This window comes from Parahoeflea olei, assembly GCF_001703635.1.
Classification (GTDB): domain Bacteria; phylum Pseudomonadota; class Alphaproteobacteria; order Rhizobiales; family Rhizobiaceae; genus Hoeflea; species Hoeflea olei.
The window spans coordinates 136,511-151,163 of record NZ_LQZT01000049.1 but is presented as its reverse complement, the minus strand read 5'-3'; the positions used below and the strand labels follow the sequence as shown (position 1 = coordinate 151,163).

Below are 14,653 nucleotides of genomic sequence, written 5' to 3'. Positions count from 1 at the left end.
ACTATTGTGCGGCGCAAAGTCGAACGGAAGGAACCGGCCTCATGAAATTCAACCAGCTCGGACGCACCGGCATCATGGTGAGCGAAATCTGCCTCGGCACGATGACCTGGGGACAGCAGAACACCGAGGCCGAGGCGCACGCGCAGATGGATTACGCGCTCGGCGAAGGCGTCAATTTCTTCGATGCGGCGGAAATGTACCCGACCCCGCCGCGCAAGGAGACGCAAGGCCGCACCGAGGAGATCACCGGCTCCTGGTTCCGCGCCTCGGGCCGGCGCGGCGACGTGGTGCTGGCCACAAAGATGACCGGCAACGGCAACAGCTGGATCCGCGACGGAGAGGGGTTCACCCGCGCCTCGGTGATGGAGGCGGTCGACGGCAGCCTGAAGCGGCTCGGCGTCGATCACATCGACCTCTACCAGCTGCACTGGCCGAATCGCGGCTCCTACCATTTCCGCAAGCACTGGAGCTTCGCGCCGGAGCAGCAGGACAAGCACACGACCGTCGCCGACCTGCACGCCACGCTCGAAGGCCTCGGCGATGCCGTCCGCGCCGGCAAGATCCGGGCCATCGGGCTTTCCAACGAAAGCGCCTGGGGCACCATGCAGTTCCTGCGCCTGTCGGAAGAGCACGGGCTGCCGCGCGTGGCCTCGATCCAGAACGAATACAACCTGATCTGCCGGATGTTCGACACAGACCTCGCCGAACTCTCCCATCACGAGGATGTCGGCCTGCTCGCCTTCTCCCCGCTGGCGGCGGGCATCCTGACGGGCAAGTACCAGGGCGACGTCATTCCCGAGGGCTCGCGCCGGACGCTTACGCCGGAGCTCGGCGGACGCTGGGGGCCGCGCACCGAGGCCGCCACCGCGGCCTATCTCGACGTGGCGGCAAAACACGGGCTCGACCCCGCGCAAATGGCGATCGCCTTCTGCCTGACGCGGGCCTTCATGACATCGGCGATCATCGGCGCCACCACGATGGACCAGCTCAGGACCGCGATCGACGCCAAGGACCTGCTTCTGTCCGCGGAGGTGCTCGACGACATCGCCGCCGCCCGGCGGGAGCATCCGCTGCCGATCTGAGCCTGGCGCCCGCTTCCGGGCGCTGGGGCCGGGCGACGGTCAGTGGCGGCGCAGGCCGAGGCCGGGATGGGTGCGGCGTGCGATCAGCGCGCAGCCGAGCAGAAGCACGCCGGTTGCGGCGAAGACGCCCTGCACCGGCACGAAGGCGAGCACCAGCCGCACGAAGACCGGCGATCCGACCGAGGCGACATCGCGGAAGGTCGAGTAGACCGCCGCCATCTCGGTGCGCTCGGAGGGCTTGACGGTGAGCAGGAACGGCAGCCCGCCGCAGATGTCGAGCAGGATCAGGAACAGCGTGCCCGACAGCAGGATGGCGATCGCCGGCCATGGATAATCCGATACCAGCGTGGCGACCACGAACAGCGCGCCGCTGCCGGCAAAGCCGGTGACGAGCGCGGTGCGCACGCCGGTTTTCTGCAGATAGCCGAGCATCAGCGGCGTCAGGAACAGGAAGCCGTTGGAAATCGACAGCGCCAGCCCGCCGATCTGGTCGCTGAGCCCGGATTTGACCGCGAAGATCGGCAGATAGATGATGTAGATCGACCATCCGACCGAGCGGAGCGTGGCGTAGAACCAGCCTGCCAGCAGCGTCGGCTGGCGGAAGAAACGCGGCACGTAGCGCAGCGGATTGGCGGGCGGACGCCGCGCCTTGGTGATCGCCTTGCCGTTACCAAGCCGCAGGTGCCAGAAGAAGGCCAGCATCACCAGGCAGGCCGCGATCGAAATCAGGAACGGGATCTGCGGGTGAATGTCCATCAGCAGCACGCCCAGGAACGGACCGACGCTCCAGGGGATGCCGCTGAACAGAAGCCGGCGGCTTTCGTTGCGCCCCATCGAGGCGCGCTCGACATAATCCATCACATAGGCATTGAAGCAGACCGCCACGATCACCAGCCCGATGGAATTGGCAGCGACCGCCAACGGCACGAAGCGCGCCGGGAAGAACCCACCGATCACGCTTCCGGCGATCAGGATCAGGATGCCGAGCGTGTAGAGCCAGCGCCGCGGCACATGGCGGGCGAGCAGCGGCACCCCGAGCGCGCAGGCCAGCGCGGAGCATCCGATCAGCACATAGATCTCCGAGACCGCCGCGGCACTGCCGAGCGCCCGGAACATCAGCACCGGATAGACCGAGATCAGCGTCGCCCGCGCCGAGGCCTCGCAGGCGGCGAGCGTCGCGAAGGCATTCACGCCGGGCCGGGGCGGAGGAAACTCGAGGAGCGGAAGACGGTTTCGGAGCAATTTTCAGGGCAAACGCAAGAGGATGGGGGGCGAAACTGCCCTATGCCCCCAGCTTCATCCCGATTTTCGATTCTGGCAAGACACCCCCGCAACGATGCCGGCGCGCCGCCAATCGGGGCGCGCCGGCCAAAGGGTCGCGGGCGAAAGCGGGTGAGCGCCGCCTTCCATCTGGTCCTTGCCTACATCTTGACCTTGCCTACATCTTGACCTTGGCGGACTCGCCGAGATCGACCTCGCCCATGCCGGCCGCGGCGGCGGCCATCTTGACGGAGGCGACCAGCCCGCCCGGGCCGTCCCAGGCCTGGGCATCCTCGGGCACGACCTTGATCAGGCGGATGTTCTCGTCATGCGCGTCTTCCCACCAGGTCTTCATCACCGGCGACCACAACTGCTCGATCTTGCGCCGGTCATTGGTCAGCGTCGCCGTGCCGGTGAGCGAGACGTAATCATTGTTGGAGGTGTCGACATAGGCCAGCGTGACGATCGGAAATTCGCGGATCTGGTCGTCCTTCTCCGCCTTCACGTCGGTGAAGAAATAGATCGCGTTCTCGTCGCGGATCGGCATCGGCCCCATCGGACGGGCGCTCTGGCGGCTGCCGTCCCAGGTCACCAGCATGCAGACCCGCATGTCCTCGATCATGTCCCATACATGGTTCCGGTCGATCTGTGTCATCACGTGCTCCTGTCTATTGGTGTGTCAGCAGGAGAACGCGGCATGGCCGGATTGGTTGCGTCACTTTCCGGCCCTTCTTTTCTTCCCTCGCGGCGCAGGCCGGGTCAGGCGCTGCGGCTCTGCGCGGGCGCGGCCACACCGCTTCCGATCCGCGCGACCGCGGCGACACCCTCGAGCATGGCCCAGGGAAGATCGGCCACGGCGACCGGACGGCCCAGGAAATAGCCCTGCAGCGTCTCGCAGCCGACCGCGCGCAGCGCCTCGACCTGGCCGCGGGTCTCCACCCCTTCGGCGGTCACGTCGATGCCGAGTTCGTGCGCCATCGCCGTGATCGAGCCGACGATCGCCCGGGCGCGCGCGTCCGTTTCCATCTCGACGATGAAGGAACGGTCGATCTTGAGCTCGTCCCAGGGAAACTGCCTCAGATAGGACAGCGCCGAATAGCCGGTGCCGAAATCGTCGAGCGCGATGGCGACGCCCATGTCCCGAAGCCGCGTCAGGGTGTCGATGGCGCGCTCGGATTCCGACAGCATCAGCGTTTCGGTGACTTCCAGCGTGAGCCGGTGGGCGGGCAGTCCGGTCGCGCGCAGCACCTGCTCGATGGCATCGACCACATCGTCGCGCATGAACTGGATCGCCGACAGATTGACGGCGACGCCGATGCCCTCGGGGAAGCTGCGCGCATCGCGGCAGGCGCGTTCGAGAATCGAGCGCCCGAGCGAGAGAATCAGGCCGGAACCTTCGGCGATCGGGGTGAATTCGGCCGTCGAGATGGCGCCGAGCGTCGGATGGGTCCAGCGCGCCAGCGCCTCCACCCCGCACACCCGACCGCTGCCGACATCCATCTTGATCTGGTAATGCGGCACGATCTGGCCGGTGGCGATGGCCTCGCCGAGTTCGGCCTCGATCAGGGCGCGGCGCAGGAAGGCCTCGCGCGTCGCCGGGTCGAACGCCACCACCCGGCCCTTGCCCGACAGCTTGGCCTGCGCGAGCGCGATGTCGGCATTGACGAGGAGCGCGTCGGGATCGCCGTCTGCGTCGCTGACCGCAATGCCGCCCGAGGCGCCGACGAGCAGCGACCCGCCCGCCGCGACATAGGACTCCGACAGTGCCGCGCGGAGCTGCTCGGCCTGGGCGAGTACGTCCTGCGCGCCGTCCGACGCATCCAGCATGACGACGAATTCGTCGCCGCCGACACGGGCGGTCAGCATGCAGTTGTCGAACGCCGCGCAGCAGCCGGCCAGCCGCTCGGCCACCTGTCTGAGCAGGGCATCGCCGACGCCGTGGCCAAGCCGGTCGTTGATGTTCTTGAAACCATCGAGATCGAGCGCGAGAACCGCAATTTTCCGGGTTCTGCCTTCGCTGCAGGCAGCCGCGGCACGGGCAAAGGCGTCGGTGAAGGCCATCCGGTTCGGAAGCCCCGTCAGGCTGTCGTGGTGGGCGAGATAGGAGAAGTCCATTGCCGAGCGCTGTGCCGAGCGGGTGGCCGAGCGCAGGAAGCGGTTCTGCACCGTCGACATCGCCAGAAGCAGCGCGATCGACCCGAACAGCCCGCTGACGAGCCAGGTCTGCAAGGTCTGCCTGGCCCGCATTTCCGCGCGGATCTGGGCGGCTTCGTTGACCGAATCGGCCTGCCCTTCCGCCCCGACACGGTCGACGGCGGCAAACACCCGTTCGAGCTCCGCGCCGAGTGCGGCAAGGGCCGCGGCATTGAGGTCGCGCACCGCGGCCAGCTGCGGCCTCGCCATCGCGAACCGGCTCTCGGCTTCGACGAGCAGCTGCCGGCGCCGCGGCTTGGCGTCGAGAAAGGCCTGGAACCCCGGCGCGCGATAGATCGAGAAGCGGTTGGCGAGAATCTCCGTAAAGAGCACCACCTGGTCGGCATCCTCCTCGCTGCGCGACAGCGCGAAGCCGGCCAGCGCCTTCTGCAGGTTGAGGATTTCGATGCGCCCCGCCGCTCCCACCCAGGCGCTGTCATAACGGGACGAGCGCTGCATGGTCCGCTCGGTCTCGGTGACCAGATTGGCGTGCACGGCGATGATGATCAACAGCGCGATCGTCATCAGCGCGGCGAGCACGTTGAAGATGCCGGTCACCCGGCAGATCGGAGGCAGGTCCGGGCGGGCGGGGCTCATGTCATTCGACCGTGATCGAGCGGACCTGCCAGGCCGAACGGGCATAGTAGACCTCGTTTTTGAGCTCCGGGTGGGAATCGAACGGATAGACGATGAACAGCGGCCCCTTGTCGCTCACCGGCATGTAGGCGCCGTCCTGCTTGAGCGCGAGAATGAGGTCGTATGTCTCGATATCGGCCACCGGTAGCTCCGACCTGTAGTGATTGAGCGCGACCACATAGAGCGTGTCCCCGGTGGCGCCGAGCTTTTCGAGCAGCGCCTTGAACGGCACCCCCTCGAAGCTCACGGGCTTGTCGCGCCACGGCGTGGCGGTGACGATGGTGGCCGAACCGAGCGCCTCGAGATCCGCGCGCGTCAGGTCAACCGGCTTGCCGCCGGCGATCTTGCCGTCGACGGTGAGAATCACGTCGCCGGCGAGTGCAAGGGATGCAGGCAGCACGGCCAGGACGGCAGCGAGTACCAGGACGCGAAGGCGATCGAACATGACGGAACCTCCTCAAGGCTGCCGGGCCAAAGCTGCCGCGGCGTCACACCAGTCCTAGCCCGGCTGCGCTAAGGCCGGTTTAAGGAGTTCGATGCAATTTTCCTAATCTGTCATATTCTTGAATGCCGGCCGCCCGGCTGCACCCGCAGGACCCCGGCCAAGGCCCGTTCCGGCCATCGGGCGCGGGAAATCGGCCCGATGGCTTGCAATGGCCGTAAAAGCGCGTATAAGCGCGGCTGTTCGAACACCCGGTCATTCCGGCTGGTGGCTGAACGGAGGGTGCGATCCCTTGCGGGGTCCTAGGGGCAACAGCGCCCCGGCCTCCCGTGTCTCCGCTCACGACCGTCTCGAAACCACGTCTTTCTTGCCCGGCTCATGCCGCCAGGACAAGTCGCTGGGGCTTAGCGCCGGATCCGGGTGAAGTGAAAAGCAAGAAAGGCAAGTCAATCATGGCTCTTTATGAACATGTATTCCTTGCCCGGCAGGATGTCTCCAGCCAGCAGGTCGAAGGCCTTGTGGAACTCTACAAGGGCGTGATCGAGGCAAATGGCGGCAAAGTCGGGCGCATTGAACACTGGGGCCTGAAGTCCCTCACCTACCGCATCAACAAGAACCGCAAGGCGCATTACGCGCTGATGGACATCGATGCACCGGCAGACGCCGTGAAGGAAATGGAGCGCCAGATGCGCTTCAACGAAGACATCCTTCGCTTCATGACCGTCTCCGTCGAAGCCCATGAGGAAGGCCCCTCGGCCATGCTTCAGAAGCGCGACCGCGACGACCGCCCGCGCGGCGACCGTGACGACCGCCCCCGTGGCGACCGTGACCGTGGCCCGCGCCGTCCGCGCGAAGACCGCGAATAAGGAGAACTGACAATGGTCGACATCAACCAGATCCCGACGCGCCGTCCGTTCCATCGCCGCCGCAAGACCTGCCCGTTCTCGGGCGCCAATGCGCCGAAGATCGATTACAAGGACGTTCGCCTGCTGCAGCGCTACATTTCCGAGCGCGGCAAGATCGTTCCCTCCCGCATCACGGCCGTGAGCCAGAAGAAGCAGCGCGAACTCGCCAAGGCGATCAAGCGCGCCCGTTTCCTGGGCCTGCTGCCCTATGTGCTGAAGTAAGCTTTTGACATGCGGGCCGGCGGACGCCGCCGGCCCGTGTTCCCATCCCGCGACGGGCGCGGGGTCTGGGCCGCCAAATCCCGGGTTGGGGCACCACCGCCCCTAACTGCTTGAACGCAGGACAGCGACAGATGACACAGCAAAGCACATCGCTCCTCGTGGGCCTGCTCGCCGGCATCGCAGCCGCCGTCATGCTTGTCAGCGCCGGCTCGCCCTCGAGCCTCTCCTTCCTGCTGTTTGCCGCCGCCGCCCTGCCGATCCTGATCGCCGGGCTTGGCTGGTCCAATCTCGCCTCGATCGTGGCCGTTGCCCTGGCGATGGCGGCGATCGCGCTGATTACCACGCCGCAGGCCGCCCTCGTCTCCGCCGTCACCACGCTCGCGCCCGCCGCCTGGATCGCGCATCTGTCGAACCTCGCGCGTCCCGCCGAGGAGATCGGCGGCCCCGAAGGCGGGGTGGCCTGGTATCCGCTCTCGGACATCTTCCTCAATCTCGCCGGCTGCGTCTGCGTCGGCCTCATCGCCATCGGGCTTGCCATGGGCTACGGCCCGGACTTCGTCTCGCAACTGGTGGAGATTTTCGTCTCCACGCTTCGGGAGGGCAATGCCGATTACCAGCCCTCGGCCGAGGCGATCGCCGAGATGAAGCAGTTCTTCCTGTTCGCGCTGCCCGCGGTACAGGCCGCGATGTGGGTCGTCATCCTGTTCACCGGCTGGTATGCCGCTTCGGCGATCGTGCGCCTGTCGGGCCGTTCGAAGCGCCCGCAGGACGACCTGCCCTCGCAGCTCAGGATGCCGCGCACCGGCGTGATCGCGCTCGCCGTCGGCGGGACGCTGAGCTTTTTCGGCGGCGGCATCGGCCTGATCGGCTGGACCCTGATCGGCGCCTTCGGCATGGGCTTCGTGGTCGCCGGCTTCGCGATCGTGCATCACCGCACCCGCGGCAAGCCCGCGCGCGGGCTGATGTTGTGGATCTGCTATCTGGGGACGCTGATCTTCACCATCCCGCTCCTCTTCTTCCTCTTCCTCGGGCTGTTCGACACCGCCCGCACCCTGACCGTGACCCCGTCCGGTCCCGATACCAAACCCTGACACAGACACACCTGACACCCACTCGAAAGGAACACTGAAATGGACGTCATTCTGCTTGAACGCATCGCCAAGCTCGGCCAGATGGGCGAGACCGTGAAGGTCCGCGACGGCTACGCCCGCAACTTCCTGCTGCCCCAGGGCAAGGCGCTGCGCGCCAATGCCGCCAACAAGGCCCGCTTCGAAGCCGAGCGTGCGGTGCTGGAAGCCCGCAACCTCGAGCGCAAGTCGGAAGCCGAGCAGGTCGCCGAGAAGCTCGACGGCAAGACCTTCGTGGTGGTCCGCTCCGCCGGCGAAACCGGCCAGCTCTACGGTTCGGTCGCGGCCCGCGACGTGGTGGCCGTGCTGTCCGAGAACGGCTTCAACATCGGCCGCAACCAGGTCGACATGAACAACCCGATCAAGACCATCGGCCTGCACGAAGTGCCGCTGGCGCTGCATGCGGACGTCAACGTGACCGTCACCTTCAACGTCGCCCGTTCGGCCGATGAAGCCGAGCGCCAGCTCAAGGGCGAAGACCTGTCGTCGGCCGACGCGATCTACGGCATCGACGAGGAAGCCGCTGCCGAGGCCGCCGAAGCCGCTGCCAACGACCCGGACTTCAACGACGACGAAGACGAAGCCAACGCCTGATTTCGCTGCCGCGCCTATGGGCGCCGGCACGGACAGACCTGCACGCGCCCGGGACCGCAAGGCCCCGGGCGTTTTCGTTGCGCCGGGCATCTGTGCGCTTCCGCCCGCACGCGTTTTGGGGTAACACCCGGGGCATGGCCCTTTCCGCGACCGACATGTCCCCGCAGGCGCTGGCGGCGCTGTTGAGCTTCTATGCCGACAGCGGCGTCGAGGAACTGTGCGAGGAGCAGGCGATCGACCGGTTCGTGCAGTCGGCGGAGATCGCACGGGCGCGGGCCCGCGGGCCACGGCAGGCACCACCCGCGAGCGCGCCCGCGACGGGCGGCGCAGAGATGCAGCGCCCCGCCCCGCCGCGCGTCGAGCGCCCCGGGCAAGCCTCCGCCGCGCCGGCGACGCCGATCCCGCAGGCCTCGCAACTGACCATTCCGGGCGAAGCCGCCTTCGAGGATTCGCGGGTCCGCGCCGCCGGCGCCGCGACCATCGCCGACCTGCGCGCCGCGCTCGACGGCTTTACCGGCTGCAATCTCAGGCACAGCGCCAAGACGCTGGTGTTTGCCGACGGCAACCCGGAAGCCGAGGTGATGTTCATCGGCGAGGCCCCGGGGCGCGAGGAGGACATCCAGGGCGCGCCCTTCGTCGGCCGCGCCGGGCAGCTGCTCGACCGGATGCTCGCCGCCATCGGGCTTGACCGTGACAGCGCCTATATCACCAACATGATCCCCTGGCGGCCGCCGGGCAACCGCACGCCGGCGCCGCATGAAATCGAGCTCTGCCGCCCCTTCATCGAGCGCCACGTCACGCTCGCGGCGCCGAAGATCGTGGTGATGCTCGGCAATGTCGCGAGCAAGTCGCTGCTCGGCACCGAAAAAGGCATCCTGTCGCTCCGCGGCACCTGGATGGAGTACAAGGTCGGCGAGACCGCGATCCCGGCACTGCCGACGCTGCATCCGGCCTATCTGTTGCGCAACCCGGCGCAGAAGCGGCTGGCCTGGGCGGATCTGCTGTCGCTCAGGGAACGGCTCGATGCTCTCAGCGCCGGTCCCGGCGGCACCAGCACCGACGCCCCCGCCCCAAGCGGAGACTGAGCGGCCGGCGCCGTCCGGGTGCGACCGCAGGTCGCGGCGTGAACCAGACCGCCTGCGTCGCAATCGGGCTTACCCGCGACCATCGGCCGTGGCATTGTTGCCGCAGAATCATCATGCCCGAGGGGCTGTTCGTCCATCCGCGTCCGGCGGGGGGCGCGAGGGCCACGCCAAGACGTCAAGGATGCCGCCATGATCCAGTCCATTCGATCGGTGGCGGCGTTGCTGACTTCAACCTTCTTCCTGCTCACCGCCATGGGCCTGTCGGGCTACCTGATCCCGGTCCGGGCGGTCGAGGAAGGCTGGTCGACCTTCACGATCTCGCTGATTGCCACCGGCTACGCCATCGCCTTCACGGCCAGTTGCGTGATCACGCCGCGGCTGGTGCTCAGGGTCGGCCATGTGCGCGTGTTCGGCGCGCTGACCACGGTCATGGCGATGTCCTATCTGTTGCATTCGCTGATCGTGCATCCGGCGGCCTGGGTGCTCACCCGGGCGCTCGCCGGCTTTTCGATCGCCGGCGCCTACATGATCATCGAAAGCTGGCTCAACGAGCGGGTCAGCAACGAAAACCGCGGCGCGCTGTTCTCGGTCTACATGGTGGTGACCATGACCGCGGTCATGGTCGGCCAGTATATCGTGCCGTTCGGCGATCCGACCGGGCCGGTGCTGTTCATGATCTGCGCGCTGGTCTGTTCGATGGCGGTGATGCCGACCGCACTGTCGAGCGCGCAGTCGCCGCAACCGCTCACCCAGGTCAAGTTCGACATTCCCAAGCTCTACCGCAACTCGCCTGCGGCGGTGATCGGCACCCTGCTTGCGGGCCTGATCGCCAGCGCCTGGGGCGGGCTCGGGCCGGTCTACGCGACCCAGCTCGGGCTATCGACCACCGAGGGCGCGTCGATGCTCGCCATCGCCATGATCGGCGGCGCGATCTTCCAGTATCCGCTGGGCCGGGCGTCCGACCGCATGGACCGGCGCAAGGTGATGATCTTCGCGGGCTTCATCGGCATTTTCGCCTGCATGGCAACGGTGCTGCTCGGCGTCGACAACCGGATCCTGTTCTTCGCCTGCATGCTCTGCCTCGGCACGGTGCTGTTTCCGATCTACTCACTCAATGTCGCCCATGCCAATGACCACGCCCATGCCGACGAATTCGTCGAAGTCTCGAGCGGGCTGATGCTGACCTATGGCTGCGCCACCATGCTGGGTCCGCTGATCACCGGCGCGGCCATGGACTGGTTCGGCCCGCGGGCGCTGTTCGTCACCATCGCGCTGTGCTTCGCGATCTATTCCGCCCATGCCGCCTGGCGCATCAGCCGCCGCGAACAGCCCTCGGCCGAGATGCGCTCGGACTTCCTGCCGATGGCCGCCCTGCCCGATCTCACGCCGCAGACCGCCGAACTCGACCCGCGCTCGGACCCCGCCTGGGGCACGGACGAGGAGGAGGCGGAAGAAGAGGTGGCGGCCGGAAGCTGAGGCCACGAGCGCTCAGCTCGCCGCGCGACGATCCTTGAATGCAAGGATCTTTGCACGGGCCTGCTGCCTGAGGGGCCGCACCGCCCCACGCCGGTGGCGGCTGATGGCTCGGAAAATCAGCCCTGCGGGGTGACGAGCTTGCGCTGGGCCTTGCGTTCGAGGCCGAGGCGATGTTCGCGCAGGATCACGAACAGGCCGGCGCCGACGACGATGGTGGTGCCGAGCAGCATCGACCAGGTCGGCACGTCGCCGAACAGGAAATAGCCGATGACGATGCCGAGCACGATCGAGGTGTATTCGAACGGCGCGATGGTGGAGACATCGGCATGCCGGTAGCTCTGGGTCAGCAGGATCTGCCCCAGCCCGCCGCAGAACCCGGCCATCGCCATCAGCGAGAGCGTCTGCCAGTCCGGCACGATCCAGCCGAAGGGCAGCGTCAGCAGCGACAGCAAGGTCGCCGTCAGCGAGAAATAGAGCACGATCGTCGGCGTGCGTTCGCTCAGCACCAGCTTGCGCACGAGAATCATCGCCGTGGCGCCGAGGGCGGCGGAGGCGAGCACCGCGGCCGCGCCCAGCGCCTCCTGCGAGCCGAAGCCGTCGCCGAACAGGCTGAGCCGCGGCCAGGTGATGATCAGCACGCCGCCGAGCCCGATAGCCACCGCCGTCCAGCGGAAGATGCGCACGGTCTCGCCCAGGAACAGTGCGGCGAACACGACCGCGAGCAGCGGCATGGCGTAACCGATGGCGATGGCGTCGGGCAGCGGCAGCCGCATGATGCCGTAGAAGCTCAGCACCATCGAGACCACGCCGACCAGCCCCCGGCGCACATGCGACAGCGGGTTCTTCGTGCGCCAGGCGGTGTCGAGCTGCCCGCGCAGCGCCAGGAAGACCAGGATCGGCACGATCGCGAACGCCGAGCGCAGGAACACGATCTGGCCGGCGGGCATGCCTTCCCCGGAAGCCTTGATCAGCGTCGACATGGTGACGAAAACCGCAACCGATGCGACCTTGAGGGCGATCCCGATCATCGGGGATCCGGACAGCGTGGGGGGCGTGGGGGCGGGGGATGTCTCGGAACTGGAGACTGGCAGGGGATCCGTCAAAACCATTCTTTCGTGAACCGGGCCCCACAGGCTCGGGACAGCGATTCCGGTTGGGGCACAGGCAGATATAACAAGGGCAATGACCTACGGTAACCTGTTCGCCAGGCTTCGTCCGATCAATTAAGCTGATGGAAGACCCGCGTCGCGCTGATGCGACGGGGCTCGCGCAGGCGGCCGTCGCCTAGGGCCGGCTCAGGCATTGAGCGCCTCCCAGACCCGTTGCGGCGTCGCCGGCATGTCGATGTGGCGGATGCCGCGGGCGCGGTCGAGCGCGTCGATCAGCGCGTTCATCACCGCCGGACAGGCGCCGATGGTGCCGGCCTCGCCCGCCCCCTTGATGCCCATGGCATTGGTCGTCGAAGGCACGTTGCGGGTTTCGAACGAGAACGAGGGCACAGAGTCGGCGCGCGGCACGGCGTAATCCATGAAGCTCGCCGTCAGCAACTGCCCGTCCTCGGAATAGACCACGCCCTCGCTCAGGCACTGGCCGATGCCCTGCACCACGCCGCCATGCACCTGGCCCAGGAGCAGCACCGGGTTCACCGTGTGGCCGAAATCGTCGACGATGGTGTAGGCCACGATCTCGACCTGCCCCGTGTCGGGGTCCACCTCGAGCTCGCAGACATGGGTGCCGTTGGGATAAGTAGCCTCGTTCTGCACCACGTCGGCGTCGCCGGTGCGGTCGGCTTCGCTCCCGGCGGCGCGGGCAATGTCGGCATAGGTGATCACCCGGTCGGTACCGACGATGCGCGCCTCGCCGTCGACGAGTTCGATGTCACCGGGGGCGGCTTCGAGTTCGTCGGCGGCGATCTTCTTCATCTTGTCGGCCAATACCCGTGAGGCGGCGGAGACCGAGACCCCGCCGAGCGGGATCGAGCGCGACCCGCCGGTGCCGCCGCCCTTGGCGAGTTCGTTCGTGTCGCCCTGGCGCACGGTGATCCGCTCGAAATCGATGCCGATATGATCGGCCACGAACTGGCTGTAGGCGGTGGCGTGGCCCTGGCCATTGGTTTGGGTGCCGATATAGAGCGTGATGCCGCCATCCGCGTCGAGCGTGAGCTTGGCGGGTTCCGAGCCGGCAAAGGCGCAGGCCTCGATATAGACCGCCGTGCCGAAGCCGCGCAGGCGCCCGCGGCTTTCGGCTTCCTTCGCGCGATCGGCAAAGCCCGCGAAATCCGCCTTTTCGAGCGCACGCGTCATATGCCCGTCGAATTCGCCGACATCGTAATTGCGCCCGCCCCGGGTGAGATAGGGAAACTGCTCGGGGCGGATGAAGTTGCGGCGCCTGAGTTCGGTGACAGGAAGCCCGATTTCGCGCGCCGCCGCATCGATCAGCCGTTCGATCAGGAAGGCCGCCTCCGGCCGGCCCGCGCCGCGATAGGCGTCGACCGGGGTGGTGTGGGTGTAGACCCCGCGCAATGTGAAATCGAGAGCGCGGATGTCGTAGACGCCGGTCGCCATGGCGGCGCCGAAGGTTGGCACATAGGGGCCGAACTGGCCAAGATAGCCGCCCATATTGGCGAGGATGTCGATCTTCAGCCCGAGGATACGCCCGTCCGCGTCCAGGGCGAGCGACGCGGCGGTGCGGTGGTCGCGGCCATGCGAGTCGGCCAGAAAATGCTCGGTGCGGTCGCACACCCATTTGACCGGACGGCCGGTGCGCCGCGCGGCTTCGAGCGACAGCGGGTATTCGCGGTAGTTGAAGGCCTTGGTGCCGAAGCCGCCGCCGACATCGCGGGTGACGACGCGGAACCGGTCGAGTTCCATGCGGAAGACGTCATTGGCGAGCGTCCGGCGAATGCCGTGCACGCCCTGCGAGCCGAGCGTCAGGGTGAATTTCTCCGCCGCCGCATCCCATTCGGCAAGGCACGCCCGGGTTTCCATGTAGTTCGAGACCAGCCGGTTGTTGACGAAGCGGATGGAGGTGACATGCGCGGCATCCGCGAAGGCCTTGTCGGTCGCCGCTGCGTCGCCGACCCGGTAGAGGAAGGCCTGGTTGCTGCCGAGATCGGGCCAGACCAGCGGGCTGCCCTCGTCGAGCGCGGTTCCTGGATCGACATGGGCGTCGCCGATCTCCCAGTCGATGTCGATCAGTTCCGCCGCATCCTGCGCCTGGGCCAGCGTGTCGGCGACGATGAAGGCGACCGCGTCGCCGACATGGCGCACCTCGCCGTCGCACAACAGCGGCGTATGCTTGAGCGCATGGCGGGAGCCGTCGGGCTGCTTGAGCGGGGTCTGGCAGGTGACGGGGCCGAGATGGGCGACATCGGCGGCCGTCAGCACCAGATGCACGCCCTCGCTGCCGCGCGCCGTCTCGACATCGTTGATGACGAAGCGGGCCGCGGCATAGGGAGATCGCAGCACATAGGCGCGGAGTTCGCCTTCGGCGCGCACGTCGTCCGTAAAGGCGCCCTCCCCGCGCAGAAGCCTGGGATCTTCCTTGCGCAGCGCGGAGGCGCCCACGCCGAATTTGGGTATCGCGATGGTCATGGCTGGTCCCGCTGCTTGCCTGGCTGGTGCGTCAATCT

General features: G+C 67.2%; 13 protein-coding genes. 7 read left to right on the top strand and 6 right to left on the bottom strand.

What is annotated here, in order from left to right; translation table 11 throughout:
- Positions 1-41 precede the first annotated feature (41 nt).
- Complete coding sequence (locus tag AWJ14_RS20545) at positions 42-1,082, top strand: aldo/keto reductase (RefSeq protein ID WP_066184006.1); 1,041 nt, start codon at positions 42-44, stop codon at positions 1,080-1,082.
- A gap of 39 nt (positions 1,083-1,121) precedes the next feature.
- Here AWJ14_RS20545 and AWJ14_RS20540 read toward each other — a convergent pair whose 3' ends face one another.
- The 4 genes from AWJ14_RS20540 to AWJ14_RS20525 all read right to left on the bottom strand — a co-directional run bounded on the left by AWJ14_RS20540 (position 1,122) and on the right by AWJ14_RS20525 (position 5,616).
- Positions 1,122-2,273: an MFS transporter gene (locus AWJ14_RS20540; RefSeq protein ID WP_210183574.1), complete on the bottom strand. Its 1,152-nt coding sequence runs from the start codon at positions 2,271-2,273 to the stop codon at positions 1,122-1,124.
- Between the two features lie 247 nt (positions 2,274-2,520).
- Positions 2,521-2,997 carry a pyridoxamine 5'-phosphate oxidase family protein gene (locus AWJ14_RS20535; RefSeq protein WP_066183996.1) on the bottom strand — a complete coding sequence of 159 codons (477 nt, stop codon included), beginning with the start codon at positions 2,995-2,997 and terminating at the stop codon, positions 2,521-2,523.
- 104 nt (positions 2,998-3,101) lie between these two features.
- Positions 3,102-5,132 (bottom strand): putative bifunctional diguanylate cyclase/phosphodiesterase, encoded by a 2,031-nt coding sequence (locus AWJ14_RS20530; protein WP_066183993.1) that lies wholly within the window; start codon positions 5,130-5,132, stop codon positions 3,102-3,104.
- A 1-nt stretch (position 5,133) separates the two neighbouring features.
- Entirely contained in the window at positions 5,134-5,616 is a 483-nt protein-coding gene (locus AWJ14_RS20525) for a putative pterin-binding protein (RefSeq protein WP_066183990.1), read from the bottom strand.
- Between the two features lie 449 nt (positions 5,617-6,065).
- Here AWJ14_RS20525 and rpsF point away from each other — a divergent pair, with 449 nt between their 5' ends.
- The 6 genes from rpsF to AWJ14_RS20495 all read left to right on the top strand — a co-directional run bounded on the left by rpsF (position 6,066) and on the right by AWJ14_RS20495 (position 11,022).
- Entirely contained in the window at positions 6,066-6,479 is a 414-nt protein-coding gene (rpsF, locus tag AWJ14_RS20520) for a 30S ribosomal protein S6 (RefSeq protein WP_066184193.1), read from the top strand.
- Between the two features lie 12 nt (positions 6,480-6,491).
- Positions 6,492-6,740 (top strand): 30S ribosomal protein S18, encoded by a 249-nt coding sequence (gene rpsR / locus AWJ14_RS20515; protein WP_007196805.1) that lies wholly within the window; start codon positions 6,492-6,494, stop codon positions 6,738-6,740.
- Between the two features lie 131 nt (positions 6,741-6,871).
- On the top strand, positions 6,872-7,831 hold the full coding sequence (locus AWJ14_RS20510) for a DUF2232 domain-containing protein (protein ID WP_066183987.1): 960 nt from the start codon (positions 6,872-6,874) through the stop codon (positions 7,829-7,831).
- Between the two features lie 39 nt (positions 7,832-7,870).
- Positions 7,871-8,461 carry a 50S ribosomal protein L9 gene (rplI, locus tag AWJ14_RS20505; RefSeq protein ID WP_066183984.1) on the top strand — a complete coding sequence of 197 codons (591 nt, stop codon included), beginning with the start codon at positions 7,871-7,873 and terminating at the stop codon, positions 8,459-8,461.
- A gap of 134 nt (positions 8,462-8,595) precedes the next feature.
- Positions 8,596-9,546 carry a uracil-DNA glycosylase gene (locus AWJ14_RS20500; protein ID WP_066183981.1) on the top strand — a complete coding sequence of 317 codons (951 nt, stop codon included), beginning with the start codon at positions 8,596-8,598 and terminating at the stop codon, positions 9,544-9,546.
- Positions 9,547-9,735: 189 nt separating this feature from the next.
- Positions 9,736-11,022, top strand: coding sequence for an MFS transporter (locus AWJ14_RS20495; RefSeq protein ID WP_066183978.1), 1,287 nt, complete (start codon positions 9,736-9,738; stop codon positions 11,020-11,022).
- Between the two features lie 116 nt (positions 11,023-11,138).
- Here the strand turns inward: AWJ14_RS20495 and AWJ14_RS20490 are convergent, their stop codons facing one another.
- Both AWJ14_RS20490 and AWJ14_RS20485 read right to left on the bottom strand, forming a co-directional pair.
- A complete protein-coding gene (locus tag AWJ14_RS20490; protein ID WP_066183975.1) occupies positions 11,139-12,050 on the bottom strand; it encodes a DMT family transporter in 912 nt (303 codons plus the stop codon).
- Positions 12,051-12,317: 267 nt separating this feature from the next.
- The gene (locus AWJ14_RS20485) at positions 12,318-14,615 is read right to left on the bottom strand and encodes a xanthine dehydrogenase family protein molybdopterin-binding subunit (protein ID WP_066183972.1); all 2,298 of its coding nucleotides are present in this window, start codon (positions 14,613-14,615) and stop codon (positions 12,318-12,320) included.
- Positions 14,616-14,653 lie beyond the last annotated feature (38 nt).

What these genes read in the sequence shown, in the direction of transcription:
- AWJ14_RS20495 (WP_066183978.1), top strand. Translation starts at nt 9,736, where the DNA reads ATGATCCAGTCCATTCGATCGGTGGCGGCGTTGCTGACTTCAACCTTC.
- AWJ14_RS20545 (WP_066184006.1), top strand. Translation starts at nt 42, where the DNA reads ATGAAATTCAACCAGCTCGGACGCACCGGCATCATGGTGAGCGAAATC.
- AWJ14_RS20535 (WP_066183996.1), bottom strand. Translation starts at nt 2,997, where the DNA reads ATGACACAGATCGACCGGAACCATGTATGGGACATGATCGAGGACATG.
- AWJ14_RS20530 (WP_066183993.1), bottom strand. Translation starts at nt 5,132, where the DNA reads ATGAGCCCCGCCCGCCCGGACCTGCCTCCGATCTGCCGGGTGACCGGC.
- AWJ14_RS20490 (WP_066183975.1), bottom strand. Translation starts at nt 12,050, where the DNA reads ATGATCGGGATCGCCCTCAAGGTCGCATCGGTTGCGGTTTTCGTCACC.
- rpsR (WP_007196805.1), top strand. Translation starts at nt 6,492, where the DNA reads ATGGTCGACATCAACCAGATCCCGACGCGCCGTCCGTTCCATCGCCGC.
- AWJ14_RS20525 (WP_066183990.1), bottom strand. Translation starts at nt 5,616, where the DNA reads ATGTTCGATCGCCTTCGCGTCCTGGTACTCGCTGCCGTCCTGGCCGTG.
- AWJ14_RS20510 (WP_066183987.1), top strand. Translation starts at nt 6,872, where the DNA reads ATGACACAGCAAAGCACATCGCTCCTCGTGGGCCTGCTCGCCGGCATC.
- rpsF (WP_066184193.1), top strand. Translation starts at nt 6,066, where the DNA reads ATGGCTCTTTATGAACATGTATTCCTTGCCCGGCAGGATGTCTCCAGC.
- rplI (WP_066183984.1), top strand. Translation starts at nt 7,871, where the DNA reads ATGGACGTCATTCTGCTTGAACGCATCGCCAAGCTCGGCCAGATGGGC.
- AWJ14_RS20485 (WP_066183972.1), bottom strand. Translation starts at nt 14,615, where the DNA reads ATGACCATCGCGATACCCAAATTCGGCGTGGGCGCCTCCGCGCTGCGC.
- AWJ14_RS20500 (WP_066183981.1), top strand. Translation starts at nt 8,596, where the DNA reads ATGGCCCTTTCCGCGACCGACATGTCCCCGCAGGCGCTGGCGGCGCTG.